Origin of the sequence: Paenibacillus sp. FSL R5-0527 (assembly GCF_038008055.1) — a bacterium.
In the GTDB taxonomy this organism is placed as follows: Bacteria; Bacillota; Bacilli; order Paenibacillales; family Paenibacillaceae; genus Fontibacillus; species Fontibacillus macerans.
The window spans coordinates 4244744-4260888 of sequence record NZ_JBBOYI010000001.1; the positions used below are offsets into that span (position 1 = coordinate 4244744).

A 16145-nucleotide genomic window follows, 5' to 3' on the forward strand; every position below is an offset into this window, starting at 1 on the left:
GTGAAATCAAGTAGGATATTTTCATACAATCGACAATAGGCGGCAAATCCATACATAAGGGTGGTCTTCATGCGCATTGTTAAAACGGCTATTGCTACGCTGCTCGCGATTTTGATCGCGGAATTTACCGGGGTGGACGGGGCGCTGTCCGCGGGCCTGCTGGCCATTCTCGGGGTGGATGTGACCCGCAAGCGCAGTCTCGTGACGATCTCGGCGCGTTTTTTCGCCTCGATCTTGGGACTGAGCCTGGCCTTTATCCTGTTTTACGTGCTGGGATTCCATATTTGGGTGCTGGCGATTTATATTTTGATCGCTTTCCCGCTAATTGCCAAAGCCCGCTTTAAAGAAGGCATCGTGACCAGCTCGGTCGTCGTGTTCCGGGTGTTTGGCGGGGAGGAGGTTTCCTGGCACGTCATGCTGACTCAGGTGGAGCTGTTGATCATCGGCCTCGGCTCGGCGCTGCTGGTCAATTTCCTGTACATGCCGAAACCGGAGGAGAAGCTCATGGAAATCCGGCGGCAGGTGGACGGACGGTTTTCCGTCATTTTTCGGCAAATCGCCGCCTCGCTGCGCGACCCGTATCATCTATGGGACGGCAAAGAGCTGACGGAAGCGGCTAAACTTGTGGATGAAGGCTTGTCCGCCGCCAGGCGCGCCGTGGAAAATCAGATGATTTTTCCGAACGAGGCCTGGACGGTGTATTTTTATATGCGCAAACAGCAGCTGGACCGGATCGAAGGCATGCTGGAGCTAATCTCGCAAGTGTACCAGCGGATGCCGCAAGGAGAGATTGCCGCTCTGCTGTTTGACCGCTTGAGCATTGACGTAAGTCAAGAGGAATATACCGGTATTACCGAGCGGATGCTGGCCGAGCTGGAGCAGCAGTTCAAAACGATGGAGCTGCCGTCGAGCCGCGAGGAATTTGAAATCCGTTCGGCGATATTGCAGCTGTGCCGAGAGCTATCTTTATATCTCGAAGTTTCGAAAAAAAGCAAGGCGCCGCTCCCCTTGAAAGCGGCCGGGCGGAAAAAAACGCTGTTGGGCCGCTGATTTTCCGGGCGTTTTTCGTCCTTAAAACTAGCGGCAATTACATATACTGCCTAATAAAAGCAACCATAATATTTTTTATTTATCTCTGCATATTCAACATTCGCCTATGTCCTGCATACACTTAAGTGAATGATGTATGGAGGAGGTACTAACATGTCATTGAAATATCAAAGTAGAGAGGTCATTACGAAAGCGATCTGCGGCAAAGGTCGTAAGTTCTCTACCGTAACACATACCGTGACTCCACCGCACAAACCGTCCAGCATTCTGGGGGCCTGGATCATCAATCACCAGTACGAGGCGGTCGCGGCGGGAGACGGAATTGAAGTTATTGGTACTTACGATATCAACATCTGGTATTCCTACGATAAAAATTCACAGACCGAGGTCGCCAAGGAAACCGTATCTTACGTCGAGAATGTGCCGCTGAACTACCTCGATGCGAGACACCGCGCCTCGACGGTCGAAGTTTCCGCGGAAGCCACGCAGGAACCGAGCACCGTCGAGGCCAACGTGACGGGAGACGGCCGCGTTCTGATCCGCGTGGAGCGCGAGTTCGCGGTGGAACTGATCGCCGAAACGAAGCTGAACGTCCTTGTCGTGCCGGGGGGCATTGAAGACAAGGATTATGATTTCGGCTCCGAGCTGGGAGACTACGAAGATCTGGATCCCGATCTCCTCGACGACGAACTGTAATTCAAGCCTTATACATTCGGATGTTGAGCGCCAGGTGTTCGGGCTACAATGTAGCATATGCAGCAGGGGCGTCGTCGAAGAGGGCGGCCGCCCTCTTTTTGTGGAAATTTTTTCGAAAAGCCGAATGAGACGGGAGATGCGGACCGTGAACAGGGAAAAATATACCGTGCTTAAAATCCGCGTCGCTTCGGAAGAAGCCAAAACGCGTCTGACGCAGGCTTTGGAGCGAAGCGGCGGCCGTTATCGAGTGATTCGCCCTTTCGGGACGGAACGTACGGAAAGGCTTCGCGGCAAACGAAAAAGCCGCGCAGAGCGCCGCGGCGCCTGGATTCATTACGGACCGGAGGAGGCCTACTGGGGCGGCGGGGTACAGGAGATCGTCCTTAACCGTTCCTGCGTTGTAACGCCGCAGCGGCCGCCGGAGGACGCGAGCCGCCGTTTGCGGGCAGCCGGGATCAGCGTATCGGATGCGCTGCTGCCGCTATCTTCAGGCTCCGGCATGGAGCTGCCGCCGCGCCGGTTTATCCGGCGGTACGCGGTAAGCGTGTTTCACCTGCGCGCCCTGGAGGCCCGGCCGCTTGGACGGAGCGGGCATGCGCTGCAATTCCCCGCCAACGGGCCGGCCCCGGGCTCCGTGCTGTGGAAACGGCTGGAGTCCACGGCGGTCCGGGCTTTATACGCGCTGGGGCTGGATATGGGAGAGGTCGTGATCGCGGCCGGAGAAGAAGGCCGCTTTACGGTGGAAGCCCTCTCCCTGGCGCCGGAGGTGCCGGACCTGCGGCAAGCCGGCCTGTTCGCCCGGGCGATCCGCGAAGCGATGGAAGAATTGGAGCAAGCCGGCGAAGCCGCGCAGGAACCGCTGATCGGGATGGACCCGGAATTTTTGCTGGTGAATCCGGCCACGGGCAAAGTGATCCCGGCCTCGCGCTACCTCAGCCGCCATGGCGCTGCCGGGTGCGACGTGCTGCGTTACCGCGGGCGCCGCATGTTTCCGCTCGCCGAGCTGCGTCCGCAGCCGGGACATGATCCGCGCGAAACCATCGTTCACCTGATGCGCGCTTTTCGCGCGGCGGGCGAGGCGATCGATGACCGGGAGCTTGTCTGGCAGGCCGGAGCCATGCCGCAGAGAGGGTTTCCGCTCGGCGGACATCTCCACTTCAGCGGCGTTCCGCTGACGAGCGAGCTGCTGCGGACCTTTGACAACTATTTGGCGCTGCCGCTTGCGGTGCTGGAGGATGGCCGCAGCCATCGCCGCCGTCCGCGCTACGGGTTTCTCGGCGACGTCCGCCGCAAAGATTACGGCGGCTTCGAGTACCGGACGCTGCCCAGCTTTTTGATTTCCCCTCTGGTGGCCAAAGGGACCGTCGCTCTGGCCCGCCTCATCGCCGAAAACGCCGGACAGCTCAATCGCAGGCCGCTGGAGAAAACGGCCGTTTTCACCGCGTTTTACGCCGGCCGGCAACAGGAACTGCGTTCCGTTTTGCCCCCGCTGATCCAAGATCTCCGCGCCGCCGCCGCTTATCCCCGCTACGAAAGCTATATCGCTCCTCTCCTGGAAGCGGTCCTGTCCGGGCGAACCTGGGACGAAAGCGCCGATATCCGTCCGTTATGGAATTTGCAAATTCGTTCGTAACCCCTACCCGTCTTTCTCTGCTATAATAGAATTCTACGAATGACATGAAAATAGAGGCAAATCTGGAGGGGAATCATGGCTACCTACACGCCGATGATCGAACAATATTTGCGGGTCAAGGCGGAGGCGCAGGACGCGTTTCTGTTCTTCCGGCTCGGCGACTTTTACGAAATGTTTTTTGACGATGCGATTTTGGCGGCCAAAGAGCTGGAAATCACGCTGACCGGCCGGGATGGGGGGGCCGACGAGAAAATACCGATGTGCGGCGTTCCTTACCATTCGGCGGACAGCTATATTCAGCGGCTGATCGAAAAAGGATACAAGGTGGCGATTTGCGAGCAGACCGAAGATCCCGCCCAGGCCAAGGGAGTGGTCAAGCGCGAGATCGTGCGGGTGATCACCCCGGGCACGATTATGGAAGGGAAAACGGTTGGCGATAAAGTCAACAATTACATAGTTTGCGTAACCGAACGCCAGGGGCTGATGGCTTTGTCCGCCTGCGACCTGTCCACGGGAGCCCTGTACGCCACCTCGTCGCCTTCAAGCAAGGAGTGGCTGCGGGACGAGCTGGGGCTGTACGATCCGGCGGAAATCATCGGGGATTCCGAGCTGCTTGATTGGATTAAGGAGCAAGCGGCTCCGCTCAGCAAGCCGGTCGTGTATACTCCGTGGAACAAGCCCAAGGAGGATGCCGGCCGGACGCAGTTCGGCGAGGCCGAATGGATCCGCCTGGAGCCCGAACGCCGGGAAAACATCGCCCTGCTGGTCGGTTACTTGAGCGAAACGCAAAAGCGTTCGCTGGGGCAGTTGACGAAGATTCACGCGTACGAGCCCGAGCAGTTTATGATTCTCGATCCGTTTACCCGCCGCAATCTCGAACTGGTCGAAACGGTGCGGGAACGTTCCAAAAAAGGCTCCCTGCTGTGGCTGCTGGACCGGACGGAGACATCGATGGGCTCGCGCCTGCTGCGCCGCTGGATCGACAAGCCTTTGCTGCAGCGCGCGCGGATCGAGGAACGGCTCGAAGCGGTCGAGCATCTGCATGGCGGCTTTATTTTGCGTGAGGATTTGCGCAGCTCGCTGCACAATATTTACGATTTGGAACGGCTCGTCGGCAAGGTGGCGTTTGGCAGCGCCAACGGGCGGGATATGGTCGCGCTGAAAACTTCGCTGCGCCAGGTGCCGGCGATCAAGGAGCTGTGCGGAAGCGCGGATTCGTCCACGCTGCGGCGGCTGGCGGGAACGATGGACGATTGCGCGGATCTGGCCGATATGATCGAGGCGGCGATTGCCGACGATCCGCCGGTATCGGTGCGGGAAGGCGGGATCATTAAAGCCGGTTATCATGCGCGGCTGGACGAGCTGCGGGAGGCCGGCGTAAACGGCAAGCGCTGGATCGCCGAGCTTGAGGCGGCCGAACGGCAGGCGACCGGCATCAAATCGCTGAAGATCGGCTACAACAAAGTGTTCGGCTATTACATCGAAGTTACGCGGGCGAACCTGTCCGCGCTCCCGGAAGGCCGCTACGAACGGAAGCAGACGCTGGCCAACGCCGAGCGGTTTGTCACCCCCGAGCTGAAGGAGAAAGAAGCGCTGATTCTCGAGGCCGAGGAAAAAATGGTCGATTTGGAGTATGCGCTGTTCAGCGAGCTGCGGGAGAAAATCGCCGCGGAAATTCCCCGGCTGCAGCAGTTGGCCGAACGGATCGCCGAAATCGACGTGCTGCGCTCGCTGGCGGTGGTCGCGGCGGAGAACCGCTTCGTGAAGCCGGCGCTGACCGACGGATATGACCTGATCGTGGAGCAGGGCCGCCACCCGGTGGTGGAATCGGTCATGAACGATACGGCGTTCATCGCCAACGGCACCGCCCTGCGCAAAGAGGAGGCGAGCATCCTCTTGATCACCGGGCCGAACATGGCCGGGAAAAGCACGTATATGCGCCAGGTGGCGCTGATATCGATCCTGGCCCAGATCGGCAGCTTCGTGCCCGCGGCCAAAGCGGAAATTCCGCTCGTCGACCGCATTTTCACGCGGATCGGGGCGGCGGACGATCTGATCGGCGGCCAGAGCACGTTTATGGTTGAAATGGCCGACATTCAGATCATGACCGAAAAAGCAACGCCGCGCAGCTTGATCATCATCGACGAATTGGGCCGGGGAACGTCGACCAGCGAGGGGATGGCCATCGCCCAAGCGGTGATCGAATACGTGCACAACAAAATCGGCTGCAAGGCGCTGGTGTCCACGCATTTCCACGAGCTGGCCCATCTGGAGCACAGCCTCGGGTCCTTGCGCAATTACAGCATGGCCGTGCAGGAGAGCGGGGACAAAGTCCACTTCCTGCGCAAGCTGATCCCGGGGGCCGCGGATACGAGCTACGGCATCTACTGCGCCCGTTTGGCCGGGCTGCCGGAGGAAATCATCGGACGCGCATACGGGCTGCTTCAGGACCTGGAGCAAAAGGCGCCGGTGTCCGGCGGCGGAGCGGGAGCGAAAACGAATGCGGGAGATGGGGTGTCTCCGGCTGGGCAAGGATCGAGCGGGGAAGCCGCGGGTACGGACGGCCCTGGCCTGGCGGCGGATGCGCAGCTCGCCGGCGCCGCGCTGAATCGCGAAACGACGCTGTCCTATAGCACCGGGACCATGGACCCGTCTACGTCCGCCGGCAAGTATGCATCGGCCTCGCAAGAGGCGGCGGCAGCGCGGACATCCTTGAAGGACGAGCTTGTGGGTGCGGAAGAAGTTGTGCAGCTGTCCATCTTTGGCGACGAAACGCCGCCGAAGAAAGCGAAGCCGGCCGCCGAGGACCCCGGGGCCCGGCAGATCATTAACATGCTTAAAAGTGCCGATTTGATGAATATGACGCCGCTGCAGGCGATGCAGCTCGTGAACGAGCTCAAGATGAAGGCTAAAGACATGTAGCCAAGAAATGAACGGAAACGGCAAGGCGGGAGGGAAAACAAGTGGCAAAAATCGTAGTATTGGACGAGCATATCGCCAACCAGATTGCCGCCGGCGAGGTGGTGGAACGGCCGGCGTCGGTCGTCAAGGAATTGGTCGAAAACGCCGTCGACGCGGGGGCGACAAGCATTGAAGTGACGGTGGAAGAAGGCGGTCTTGAGCTCATCCGGGTGACGGACAATGGCTCCGGCATCGCCCCGGAGGACTGCGAGACGGCGTTTTACCGCCACGCGACGAGCAAAATCGCATCAGGCCGCGACCTGTTTCAAATCCGCAGCCTTGGGTTTCGCGGCGAGGCGCTGCCGAGTATCGCCGCCGTCGCCAAGGTCAAGCTGGTCTCCTCCAGCGACGACACCGGGCTCGGCCGGCAGATCGTGATCGAAGGCGGAACGCTGAAGCAAAACGAAGAGACCGCCGCGCCGCAAGGCACGGATATTACGGTGCGGGAATTATTTTACAATACTCCGGCAAGGCTGAAATATATGAAAACGATCCAGACGGAGCTGGGGCACATCTCGGACTGTGTGTACCGGCAGGCGCTGGCTCACCCGAACATCGCTTTTACGCTGCGGCATAACGGCAACACGCTGCTGCAGAGCCCGGGCGGCGGGGACCTGCTGCAGGTCATCGCCGCCATATACGGCGTAAACACATCGAAAGGGATGGTGCCGATCGAAGCCGAGGACTTGGATTACCGGATCACGGGCTACATCGGCCGACCCGATCTGGCCCGGTCGAACCGCGGCGGGATGTCCACGATCGTGAACGGCCGCTACATCCGCAACCAGGGCCTGCATCAGGCGATTCTAAGAGCCTACCATACGCTGCTGCCGATCAACCGCTATCCGCTGGTCGTATTGATGCTGGACATGCATCCGTCGCTGGTGGACGTGAACGTGCATCCGGCGAAGCTGGAGGTCCGTTTCAGCAAGGAGCCCGAGCTGAACGGGTTTGTGGAGAGCAGCATCCGCAGCGTGCTGAACGGTCTGGTGCTGATTCCGCAGGTCGTGCGGCAGCAGATTGGCAGAGGATCCAGCAAAGCGGTGATCCAGGAGCAGTTTCACTTCCCCGCGCCGGATGGCGGCGCGGGGGAAGCCGCCGCCGGGCAGCCGGGCGCGGCGGGGAACGGGACGCTCCGGCCGGAGGCCTGGGGCGGAGCGGACATAGGCGCGCGGTCCGGCATGGCGGACCGCGGCTTTTCCGGGGCGGCGCCGGAGCGCGCCCCGGGCACGGATGGCGGCGCGTTCGCCGAAGGCGCCGCCGGCGGCCCGCTTCCGGGCGGCGGCCCGCTTCCGGGCGGCGGCTCGGCCGCCCGGACCGCGGGCCCGGGCGCTCCCGCAGCGGCCGCAGGCCTGACGCTGCGGGAGCGGGGCCCTGCCGGCGACGACGCGTACGGCGCCGCGCAGCCCGAAGCAGCGCTGGCGCAAACCCCGGCCAAGCCCTCGCAAAGCGGGGGGCTTGGCCGGGACAGCGCCGCCGCCGCGTATAGCGGCGGCTCGGCATCGCAGCAGCCGCTGCGCCCCGAGCGGCTGCAGGAGATGCCGGAAGCGCTGTACGGCGCGGCGGCGCCGGAGCTTCCGGCCTTCCCGGAGCTGTCCCTGATCGGACAGCATCACGGCACATACCTCATCGCCCAGAACGAAGAGGGCTTGTATTTGATCGACCAGCACGCCGCGCATGAGCGGGTGAATTACGAATATTATTACGAAAAATTCGGCCATCCGGCGGACGCCTCGCAGGAGCTGCTGATCCCGATTACGCTGGAATTTACGCCGTCGGACAGCGCCAAGCTGAAGGAGCGGCTGCACTGGTTCGAACAGGCCGGCGTCATCCTGGAGCATTTCGGCGGGGGCACGTTCCGCGTCGTCTCTCACCCGTATTGGTTTCCCCAAGGGGAAGAGGAAGCGATCATCCAGGAAATGGCGGAATGGGTGCTGCACGAGCGGGCCATCGACCTCGCCAAGCTGCGCGAGGCCTCTTCCACGATGGTGTCCTGCAAAGCTTCGATCAAAGCAAACCAGAAGCTGACGCCGGAGGAAGCGAACACGCTGATCCGCCGCTTGGCGGCCTGCAAACAGCCTTACACTTGCCCGCACGGGAGACCGATCATCGTTTCGTTTACGGCGTACGATTTGGAAAAGCTGTTCAAGCGGGTCATGTGAGCGGCGCGAACGGAGGAATTTCATCATGTTAATTACTACGGGAGACCGCGAGACTCCCGCTGTGCTTGAGCGGGCTCAAAACCTGGCGGCATTGACCGGGGCAACCCGCGTCCCGCGCGGCCGGACCTCGCTGGCCAAGCTGGCCGAGCGTTACGGAAACGGCGACATTCTGGTCGTTATGGAGCAGGGGGTTCGTTTGCACCGGGCCGGGCAAGAGCCGCTGACGTTCCACCCCAGCATGGGTTTCGTCCGCGCCAAGCGGCTGCTTAAAGGCGAAAGCGACGCCATGCTGGAGGCGGCCCGCGCGGCCCCCGGCGACTTCGTCATCGACGGCACGGCCGGCCTCGGCTCCGACGCGAGCGTTTTCGCCGTTGCCGCCGGCCCCGGGGGCCGGGTGCTGGCGCTGGAGGATTCGTTTCCGCTCTGGGCGCTGCTGCAGGAGGGGCTGAAGCACTATGTTTCCGGGTTGCCGGAGTTTGACGCCGCTTTGCGGCGCATCGAAACGGTGCATGGGAACCATTTGGAGGTTTTGCGCGGCATGCCCGACAAAAGCGCGGACATCGTTTATTTCGATCCGATGTTCCGGCATCCGCTCGAGGATTCTTCCTCGATTTCGCCGCTGAGAACCTTTGCCAACGCGGGCAGCCTCAGCGCGGAGGCGGTGCGGGAAGCGTGCCGGGTCGCCCGGAAAACGGTCGTCATGAAGGAACAAAAAGGGAGCGGCGAATTTGCCCGGCTTGGCTTCGAGACGAGCGCCCGCGCCCATACCAAAATAGCTTACGGAGTGATCGCGCTTGACCATCAATAAGAAACCGCGGCTGCTGGTGCTCGTCGGTCCGACGGCGGTGGGCAAAACGAAGCTTAGCGTCGAAATCGCCAAAGCGTTTTCCTGCGAAGTGATTTCCGGCGATTCGATGCAGGTGTACCGGGGCATGGACATCGGCACGGCCAAAATCGCTCCGGCGGAGATGGAGGGCGTCCCCCATCATTTGATCGACGTGCTGGAGCCGGACGAGCCTTTTTCCGTCGCCCAATTTCAGGAGTGGTGCCGCAAGCTGATTCCGGAGATCGAAAGCCGCGGGCATTTGCCTTTTATCGTCGGGGGGACGGGGCTGTATATCGAATCCGTCTGCTACGAATTCCAATTTACGGAAGCCGGGGCCGACGAGGCGTTCCGCGCCGCGGAGCTGGCGTACGCCGAAGAACACGGCGCGGAGGCGCTGCACGCCAAGCTGGCGGCCATCGATCCCAGATCCGCCGCCCGTTTGCATCCGAACGATGTGCGGCGGGTGATTCGCGCCATGGAAATCCACCATCTGACGGGAACGACTCTATCGGAGCAATTGGACAAACAAATTAAGGAGTCCCCGTACGATTTGTGCGTCATCGGTTTGACAATGGACCGGCAAATGCTTTATAACCGTATTGAACGGAGAATTGACGAAATGCTGCGGCTTGGTCTTGTGGATGAGGTGCGCCGCCTGCTTCGTCAGGGTTATTCCCGGGAACTCGTGTCCATGCAGGGGCTTGGTTACAAGGAAATCGCCGAACACCTGGTGGACGGCGTTCCGCTGCCGGAAGCCGTGGAGAAACTAAAGAGGGATACGCGGCGTTTCGCCAAGAGGCAGCTCTCCTGGTTCAGGCATATGAAGGAGATCGCCTGGATCGATGCGGGGAGCGGCGAAAATTTTTCCGGGATTTTGGCGGCGGCCCATGCTATAATAGCAGGAAAGTTTCCCGCTGATCTTGAATATAATTCAAAACACTAATTGATTCCTATTGGGGGTACGGCTATGAACAAGACCATTAATATCCAGGATACATTTCTGAACCAGCTTCGCAAAGAAAGCATACCGGTGACGGTATTTCTGACGAACGGATTTCAGATCAGGGGAACGATCAAAGCCTTTGACAACTTCACGATCGTCATCGACAGCGACGGGCGCCAGCAAATGGTGTACAAGCACGCGATTTCCACGTTCCAGCCGCAGCGCAACGTGTCGCTGATGCAGGAAACGCAGAACGAGGGCTAAAGCGATAGTGAAACTTTTTTGATTTCAATACGTTAAAGGTATAGGAAAAGGAGAGAGCAACCTGACCCAGGTTGTTCTTTTCGTTCCGGGCATTTTTGGGCGCTCCGGATTCACCGGGAGCGGGTTCAACCGCCTCGCTGCGGCGCTGGCGCCGGGGTATGAGGGCGGAGGCCGAACCTTTAACGGAGAGGTAAAAGGGGGTCAGAGAAACCATGTCCAGCCAAAATCCAAGACTGGAACGAAGCAATAAATCGGGGAAAAAAGGAAAGGCGCCGAAGGCGCGCAAAAAGAAAAAACTGACCGTAAAGAAACTGCTGTGGACTTCGTTTTTCACGATCGCGTTCGCGGTTTTCTGCGCGATTGCGGGTTATATGTACATTACGGTCAGCGGCGAAAAGATCCTCATGGAAAACGGGGACAAGCTGACGGTCTACGAAACAACCAAGGTATACGACCGTAACGGCGCGTTGATGGGGGAGCTCTCGATCGACAAAAGCGAGCCCGTTGACGCAGACGAAATCCCGGACCTGCTCAAAAAAGCGTTTGTCGCCACGGAAGACCGGCGGTTTTTCGAGCATAACGGCGTCGATCTTTGGTCGATCGGCAGAGCGGCGGTGAAAGATGTCGTGGCCCGTTCCCTGGTGGAAGGCGGAAGTACGATTACGCAGCAGCTCGCCAAAAACATTTTCCTGAGCGCGGACAAAACGTTTTTCCGCAAAGCGACGGAGATGTCGATTGCGATGGCGCTGGAACGCCACAAAACGAAGGACGAAATTTTAACGCTTTATCTTAATCGGATTAATTTCGGCGGAACGGTGTACGGAATTAAAGCGGCTTCCATCCGCTATTTCGGCCAGCCGGATTTGAACAAATTGAAGCTGTGGCAAATAGCCACCTTGGCGGCTATGCCCAAAGGGCCGTCCAAATATAACCCGCTGCGGAATCCGGAGCTTTCGCAAGAGCGCCGCGGCGTCGTTCTCGACCTGATGTATCAGGAAGGATACATTACCGCCGAGGAGCGGGACGAGGCGAAAAAGGTGGTTTACGACTACGAACCGCCGGCCAGCAACCAAAGCTACCTCGCCTTTAAAGACTATGTGGTCGAGGAAGCCGAGGAGAAGTTTGGCCTCACCGAAGACGAGCTGAACCGCGGCGGCTACAAAATTTACACGACGATGGACGCCCAGGCGCAAAAAGCGGTGGAGAAGGCGTTCGCCAACGACGATTATTTCGAAAAAAGCAAGGACGATAAACAGGTTCAGGGTTCGATCGTCATCATGAACCATGAGAACGGCAGCCTCGTCGCCCTGCTTGGCGGCCGGGATTACCAGCGCAAAGGCTACAGCCGCCTGAACAGCCGCAGGCAGCCGGGTTCGGCGTTTAAGCCGATCGTGTCCTATGCGCCGGCGCTCGAATCGGGCAAATTTACGCCGGATTCGCAGATCCCGAACAATAAGCAGTGCTTCGGCGATTATTGTCCGACGAATCTGCACGGCTATTCGAACACGATCAACCTGACGACCGCGCTGACGAAATCGGAGAACATTCCGGCCGTGTGGCTGCTGAATGAGGTCGGGGCCGGCACAGGCGTGAAATACGCGCAGGAAATGGGAATCACGATGGACAAAAACGACCGCAACCTGGCGATCGCGCTTGGCGGTTTGACCTACGGGACGAACACGCTGGAAATGGCGGGGGCGTTCAGCGTGTTTGCCAACGGCGGGGAATACAACCCTCCATATTCGATCAAACAGATTGTCGATCATAACGGGGTAGTTAAATATAAATACAACCCGCCGAAGCCGAAAAGAGTAATCAGCGAACGCACGGCCTACTATATGACGAAAATGATGGAAAACGTCGTCAATGAAGGGACGGGCCGGCGGGCGAAAATCGACCGTCCGGTTGCCGGGAAAACGGGGACAACGCAGCACGGCATTCCGGGCCTGCGAAGCAGCAAAAACCGCGACGTGTGGTTCGTCGGCTACACGCCGGAGTGGACGGCCGCGATCTGGATGGGTTATGACAATGCGGATAAAGACCATCTGCTGAACGGAAGCAGCGGCCAGACGGCAGCGCTGTTCGCGGCGGTGATGAAAGAGGCGCTGGCCGGCGTGCCGGTCAAGGATTTCCCGGTACCGGCCAACCTGAAGCCGCCGGCGCAAGAGGAACCGAAGACGGCGGCGCCGTCCGAACTCAGCGCGGTCTATAACGCGGATACCGGTACGGTTGCGCTTAGCTGGAAAGGCGTGGAACAAGCCGGAGCGGTTTACCGGATTTACCGCCGTGAAGCTTCGGAAACGGATTTCACCCATATTATGGACTCCAGCGCTACGGAAACGGAAGACATCAGCATTACCCCGGGAACGGGTTATATCTACCGTGTTACGGCTTACGACCCCGTCAACGACGCGGAAAGCGATCCATCGAACAATGCCCAGGTGTTGATCGAAGCGGGCGAAGATCCGATGGACGATCTGCCCGATCCGGGCGCAGACGGTGATGGCAACCAGGGATTGCCGGGGGATGGGCAAATTGACGACGGCAGCGGAAATCAAGGTTTCCCGCCCGGAAACGGGGATGGCACGGGAGACGGCCAGGGGAACGGCAACGGAAACGGCCAGGGCAACGGAAATGGCCTAGGGAATGGCCAAGGAAATGGCAATGGTAATGGCAATGGTAATGGCAACGGCAACCCCGGAAACGGAGACGGGGGCGTCTCGAATCCCGGCACCGTGGTTCCTCCTGACGGCGGCTTAGGCGAAGGAAATGCGGATACGTCCGCGCCACCCGCCGATGGAAATAACGGCCAAACCGATTCCGGGAACGGGCTGAACGCACCGGCTGGTGCGAATGAAGCGATTCAGGGGACGGGAGGCTAACCTGCCGAATTCCCGAAAGCGCCGATCGATCTATATGGCCCGCGAATCCGCGGGCCAACCACCCGCAAGGCAAAGACCTCCAGAGCGGCGCGTTTAGCGTCCGGGGGTCTTTTCCCGTTTGTTGCGGCTGTTTTGTGACTCTTTTTCAAATATGGTAAAGTGATAGTACATTGTTGGTGAAAGGGCTATAATCTATGAAGCGAAAATTCGGAGACCGCGCGAACTGGCGCCGCATAACCCAGCGTCAGTTCAAATCCAAGTTTGTACAAAACGATGTCTTCACGGGGCATGTGACGTTGTATACGATTCAAGATCTTCGCGATCCGCTGTGGAAAACCTATGGAGGACACACGTTTCGCATTGCCGACAAAGGGTTTACCTGGCTGCAGTACTACCCGAAAGGCGCCCATTACGTCGTCACGGCGATGTTCGATGACCAAGGGGAAATCGTGGAATGGTATATCGATATTTGCAAAACGCAGGGGATTACGGATCAGGGCGTGCCCTGGTTTGACGATTTGTATTTGGATATCGTCGTGTTAAAGACCGGAGAAGTGTTTTTGCTCGATCAGGATGAACTTGACGACGCGCTTACAAGCGGCCTTATTACGGTAAAAGATTATGATCTGGCAGCAGAGACGGCCCATGAACTGCTTCATGCCATTAACAAGCAGCGCTTTCCGCTTTTTCAGTTGTCGCTTGAGCATTACCGCAGCGGGTTTATGAACGCGGATTCGCATCCCGATGGAGGTTGAGACATGCTTTTTGCCAAGAAAAGAACAACGTTGACCTTTGGCGAACCGGTACGGAAAAAACGGGGGATACGTGGAAAGTTGATTCGCTGGGGCCTCGTATTGTGCGCGCTGGGACTGGCCTGGGTGCTTTATGTGCTGGCCCAGATCGGCAGCATCGAGCGAAATTCGGCCGTGAGCGCCAGCCGCTCCGAACCGGCCGATGTCGGCATCGTGCTGGGAGCTTCTCTGTGGGGGGACGAACCGAGCCCGGGGCTGCGGGAGCGGTTGGAGCAGAGCATTCAGGATTATAAGGAGGGGAAGTTTAAGCTGTTTTTGCTGACCGGCGGCAGGGATACGGCCAACTCCAAATACACCGAAGCAGAGGGCATGGCGAATTATCTGGAACGCCGCGGCATCCCGCGGGAAAAAATCCTGCTTGAAAACGAGGCGACCAGCACGTTCGAAAACCTGAAATTCAGCCAGGCGATCATGGAGGAGCGCGGGTACGATTCCGCTCTCATTATTACGCATACGTATCACGGGAACCGGGCGCTGGAAATCGCCGAGGCGTTTGGCTATCATAACCCGAAGCTGTCGTTGAAGAAATCCGCGGTGCTTAAACCGATTCCCAATACGGTACGGGAGATTTTGGCTTATACGAAATGGAAAATGGATCAGCTGGCGCTCGCTTTGGGCCGAGGGTGACAAAACTTCTAATAACGGACAGGGAGAGAGAATACATTTAAAAGTGTGCTTCGAAAAAGGCTACCTTTTTCAACCTGCCCCTTTAAATTAAGATCAAAAATCCGGGTTTCTAGCACCGAGAAGGTTGGATGAAGCGTAGGGATTGAGCGGCGGAGCGTAGGTAAGCCTGCGTGAGCAACGGAAATCCCGGCTGAATTCAAAATTCGACGCCGAATAGACCACTTGAGTTTTTTCGTGATGGAAAGACGAATTTTTGATTACCTTTATAAAAGAGGTGATGTCCCTGTGTCTGGGCGTGTTATAGCCAGAAGCGGCTCTTCGGATGAGAGACCGTCCCGGCAAATCAACGTCATTTTACGCAGCGCCGAGCCGCCGGTCGTCTCGCAGAGCGTTCCCGAAAGCGAACCGGGCCCGGCCGCCAAAGCTTTGCCGCAGCAAGGGCTGTTCGCGGAAATTCAAAAGGAATTGGATCACCTGATCGGGTTGGATCATATTAAGGAGTTCATGTACGAAATTTTCGCGTTTTTACAGATCGCTTCCATGCGTTCGGAAGCGGGCCTGCTGTCGGGACCGCAGGTATATCATATGATTTTCAAGGGCAATCCGGGCACCGGCAAAACGACGGTGGCGCGCATCGTGGCCAAGATGTTTCAACGGATGGGCGTGCTGAGCAAAGGGCATTTGATCGAGGTGGAGCGGGCCGACCTGGTCGGCGAATATATCGGCCATACGGCGCAAAAAACGCGCGATCTGGTCAAAAAAGCGCTGGGCGGCATTTTGTTCATCGACGAAGCCTACAGCCTGGCGCGGGGCGGGGAGAAAGACTTCGGCAAGGAAGCGATCGATACGCTGGTCAAAGCGATGGAGGACCAGAAGAACCAGTTCATTCTCATCCTGGCCGGCTATTCCGATGAAATGGACTTTTTCCTGTCAACGAATCCGGGGCTGCCGTCCCGGTTTCCGATCCAGATGGATTTTCCGGACTATACGATCGACCAGTTGATACAGATCGCCGAAGCAATGGCCAAAGAAAGGGATTATATCCTGATGCCCCAGGCGATACTCAAACTAAAGCAGCATTTGCTTAAGGAAAAATGCGAAAGCGAACATCTGTTCAGCAACGCCCGCTACGTCCGCAACGTGATCGAACGTTCGATCCGCCAGCAGGCCGTCCGGCTGCTGAACCAATACGGCGGCGGCTCCCCGGGCAAACTGGAGCTGATGACGCTCAGGACGGAGGATCTGAAGCTGGAGAAAAAGGGATAACCGGTTGATATAAGGAGCAGTGG

The 16145-nt window shown here is 58.6% G+C and carries 12 protein-coding genes; all 12 read left to right on the top strand.

The window, feature by feature from the left end:
• Nucleotides 1-69 precede the first annotated feature (69 nt).
• Nucleotides 70-1050 carry an aromatic acid exporter family protein gene (locus NYE69_RS18600; RefSeq protein WP_326045362.1) on the top strand — a complete coding sequence of 327 codons (981 nt, stop codon included), beginning with the start codon at nucleotides 70-72 and terminating at the stop codon, nucleotides 1048-1050.
• Between the two features lie 153 nt (nucleotides 1051-1203).
• Nucleotides 1204-1746, top strand: coding sequence for an outer spore coat protein CotE (cotE, locus tag NYE69_RS18605; RefSeq protein ID WP_036623149.1), 543 nt, complete (start codon nucleotides 1204-1206; stop codon nucleotides 1744-1746).
• A gap of 145 nt (nucleotides 1747-1891) precedes the next feature.
• Complete coding sequence (locus NYE69_RS18610; RefSeq protein WP_411831201.1) at nucleotides 1892-3379, top strand: putative amidoligase domain-containing protein; 1488 nt, start codon at nucleotides 1892-1894, stop codon at nucleotides 3377-3379.
• A 75-nt stretch (nucleotides 3380-3454) separates the two neighbouring features.
• Nucleotides 3455-6301, top strand: a complete 2847-nt coding sequence (gene mutS / locus NYE69_RS18615) for a DNA mismatch repair protein MutS (protein ID WP_340927359.1) — start codon at nucleotides 3455-3457, stop codon at nucleotides 6299-6301.
• Nucleotides 6302-6342: 41 nt separating this feature from the next.
• Nucleotides 6343-8502 carry a DNA mismatch repair endonuclease MutL gene (gene mutL, locus NYE69_RS18620; RefSeq protein ID WP_340927360.1) on the top strand — a complete coding sequence of 720 codons (2160 nt, stop codon included), beginning with the start codon at nucleotides 6343-6345 and terminating at the stop codon, nucleotides 8500-8502.
• Nucleotides 8503-8527: 25 nt separating this feature from the next.
• Nucleotides 8528-9310: a class I SAM-dependent methyltransferase gene (locus NYE69_RS18625; protein ID WP_340927361.1), complete on the top strand. Its 783-nt coding sequence runs from the start codon at nucleotides 8528-8530 to the stop codon at nucleotides 9308-9310.
• A complete protein-coding gene (miaA, locus tag NYE69_RS18630) occupies nucleotides 9297-10271 on the top strand; it encodes a tRNA (adenosine(37)-N6)-dimethylallyltransferase MiaA (protein ID WP_155620161.1) in 975 nt (324 codons plus the stop codon). Before NYE69_RS18625 ends, miaA begins: the two co-directional genes overlap by 14 nt.
• Nucleotides 10272-10295: 24 nt before the next feature.
• Nucleotides 10296-10535, top strand: coding sequence for an RNA chaperone Hfq (hfq, locus tag NYE69_RS18635; protein WP_036623142.1), 240 nt, complete (start codon nucleotides 10296-10298; stop codon nucleotides 10533-10535).
• Between the two features lie 212 nt (nucleotides 10536-10747).
• Nucleotides 10748-13417 (top strand): penicillin-binding protein 1A, encoded by a 2670-nt coding sequence (locus NYE69_RS18640; RefSeq protein ID WP_340927363.1) that lies wholly within the window; start codon nucleotides 10748-10750, stop codon nucleotides 13415-13417.
• Between the two features lie 194 nt (nucleotides 13418-13611).
• Nucleotides 13612-14172, top strand: coding sequence for a DUF402 domain-containing protein (locus NYE69_RS18645; protein ID WP_036623139.1), 561 nt, complete (start codon nucleotides 13612-13614; stop codon nucleotides 14170-14172).
• Between the two features lie 3 nt (nucleotides 14173-14175).
• Nucleotides 14176-14856 (top strand): YdcF family protein, encoded by a 681-nt coding sequence (locus NYE69_RS18650; RefSeq protein ID WP_340927365.1) that lies wholly within the window; start codon nucleotides 14176-14178, stop codon nucleotides 14854-14856.
• Nucleotides 14857-15141: 285 nt separating this feature from the next.
• Nucleotides 15142-16122, top strand: coding sequence for a stage V sporulation protein K (gene spoVK, locus NYE69_RS18655; protein WP_124332161.1), 981 nt, complete (start codon nucleotides 15142-15144; stop codon nucleotides 16120-16122).
• Nucleotides 16123-16145: the final 23 nt, after the last annotated feature.

Coding starts and splice junctions, on each gene's coding strand:
- NYE69_RS18625 (WP_340927361.1), top strand. CDS start 8,528: ATGTTAATTACTACGGGAGACCGCGAGACTCCCGCTGTGCTTGAGCGG.
- NYE69_RS18650 (WP_340927365.1), top strand. CDS start 14,176: ATGCTTTTTGCCAAGAAAAGAACAACGTTGACCTTTGGCGAACCGGTA.
- hfq (WP_036623142.1), top strand. CDS start 10,296: ATGAACAAGACCATTAATATCCAGGATACATTTCTGAACCAGCTTCGC.
- NYE69_RS18600 (WP_326045362.1), top strand. CDS start 70: ATGCGCATTGTTAAAACGGCTATTGCTACGCTGCTCGCGATTTTGATC.
- mutS (WP_340927359.1), top strand. CDS start 3,455: ATGGCTACCTACACGCCGATGATCGAACAATATTTGCGGGTCAAGGCG.
- cotE (WP_036623149.1), top strand. CDS start 1,204: ATGTCATTGAAATATCAAAGTAGAGAGGTCATTACGAAAGCGATCTGC.
- NYE69_RS18640 (WP_340927363.1), top strand. CDS start 10,748: ATGTCCAGCCAAAATCCAAGACTGGAACGAAGCAATAAATCGGGGAAA.
- NYE69_RS18645 (WP_036623139.1), top strand. CDS start 13,612: ATGAAGCGAAAATTCGGAGACCGCGCGAACTGGCGCCGCATAACCCAG.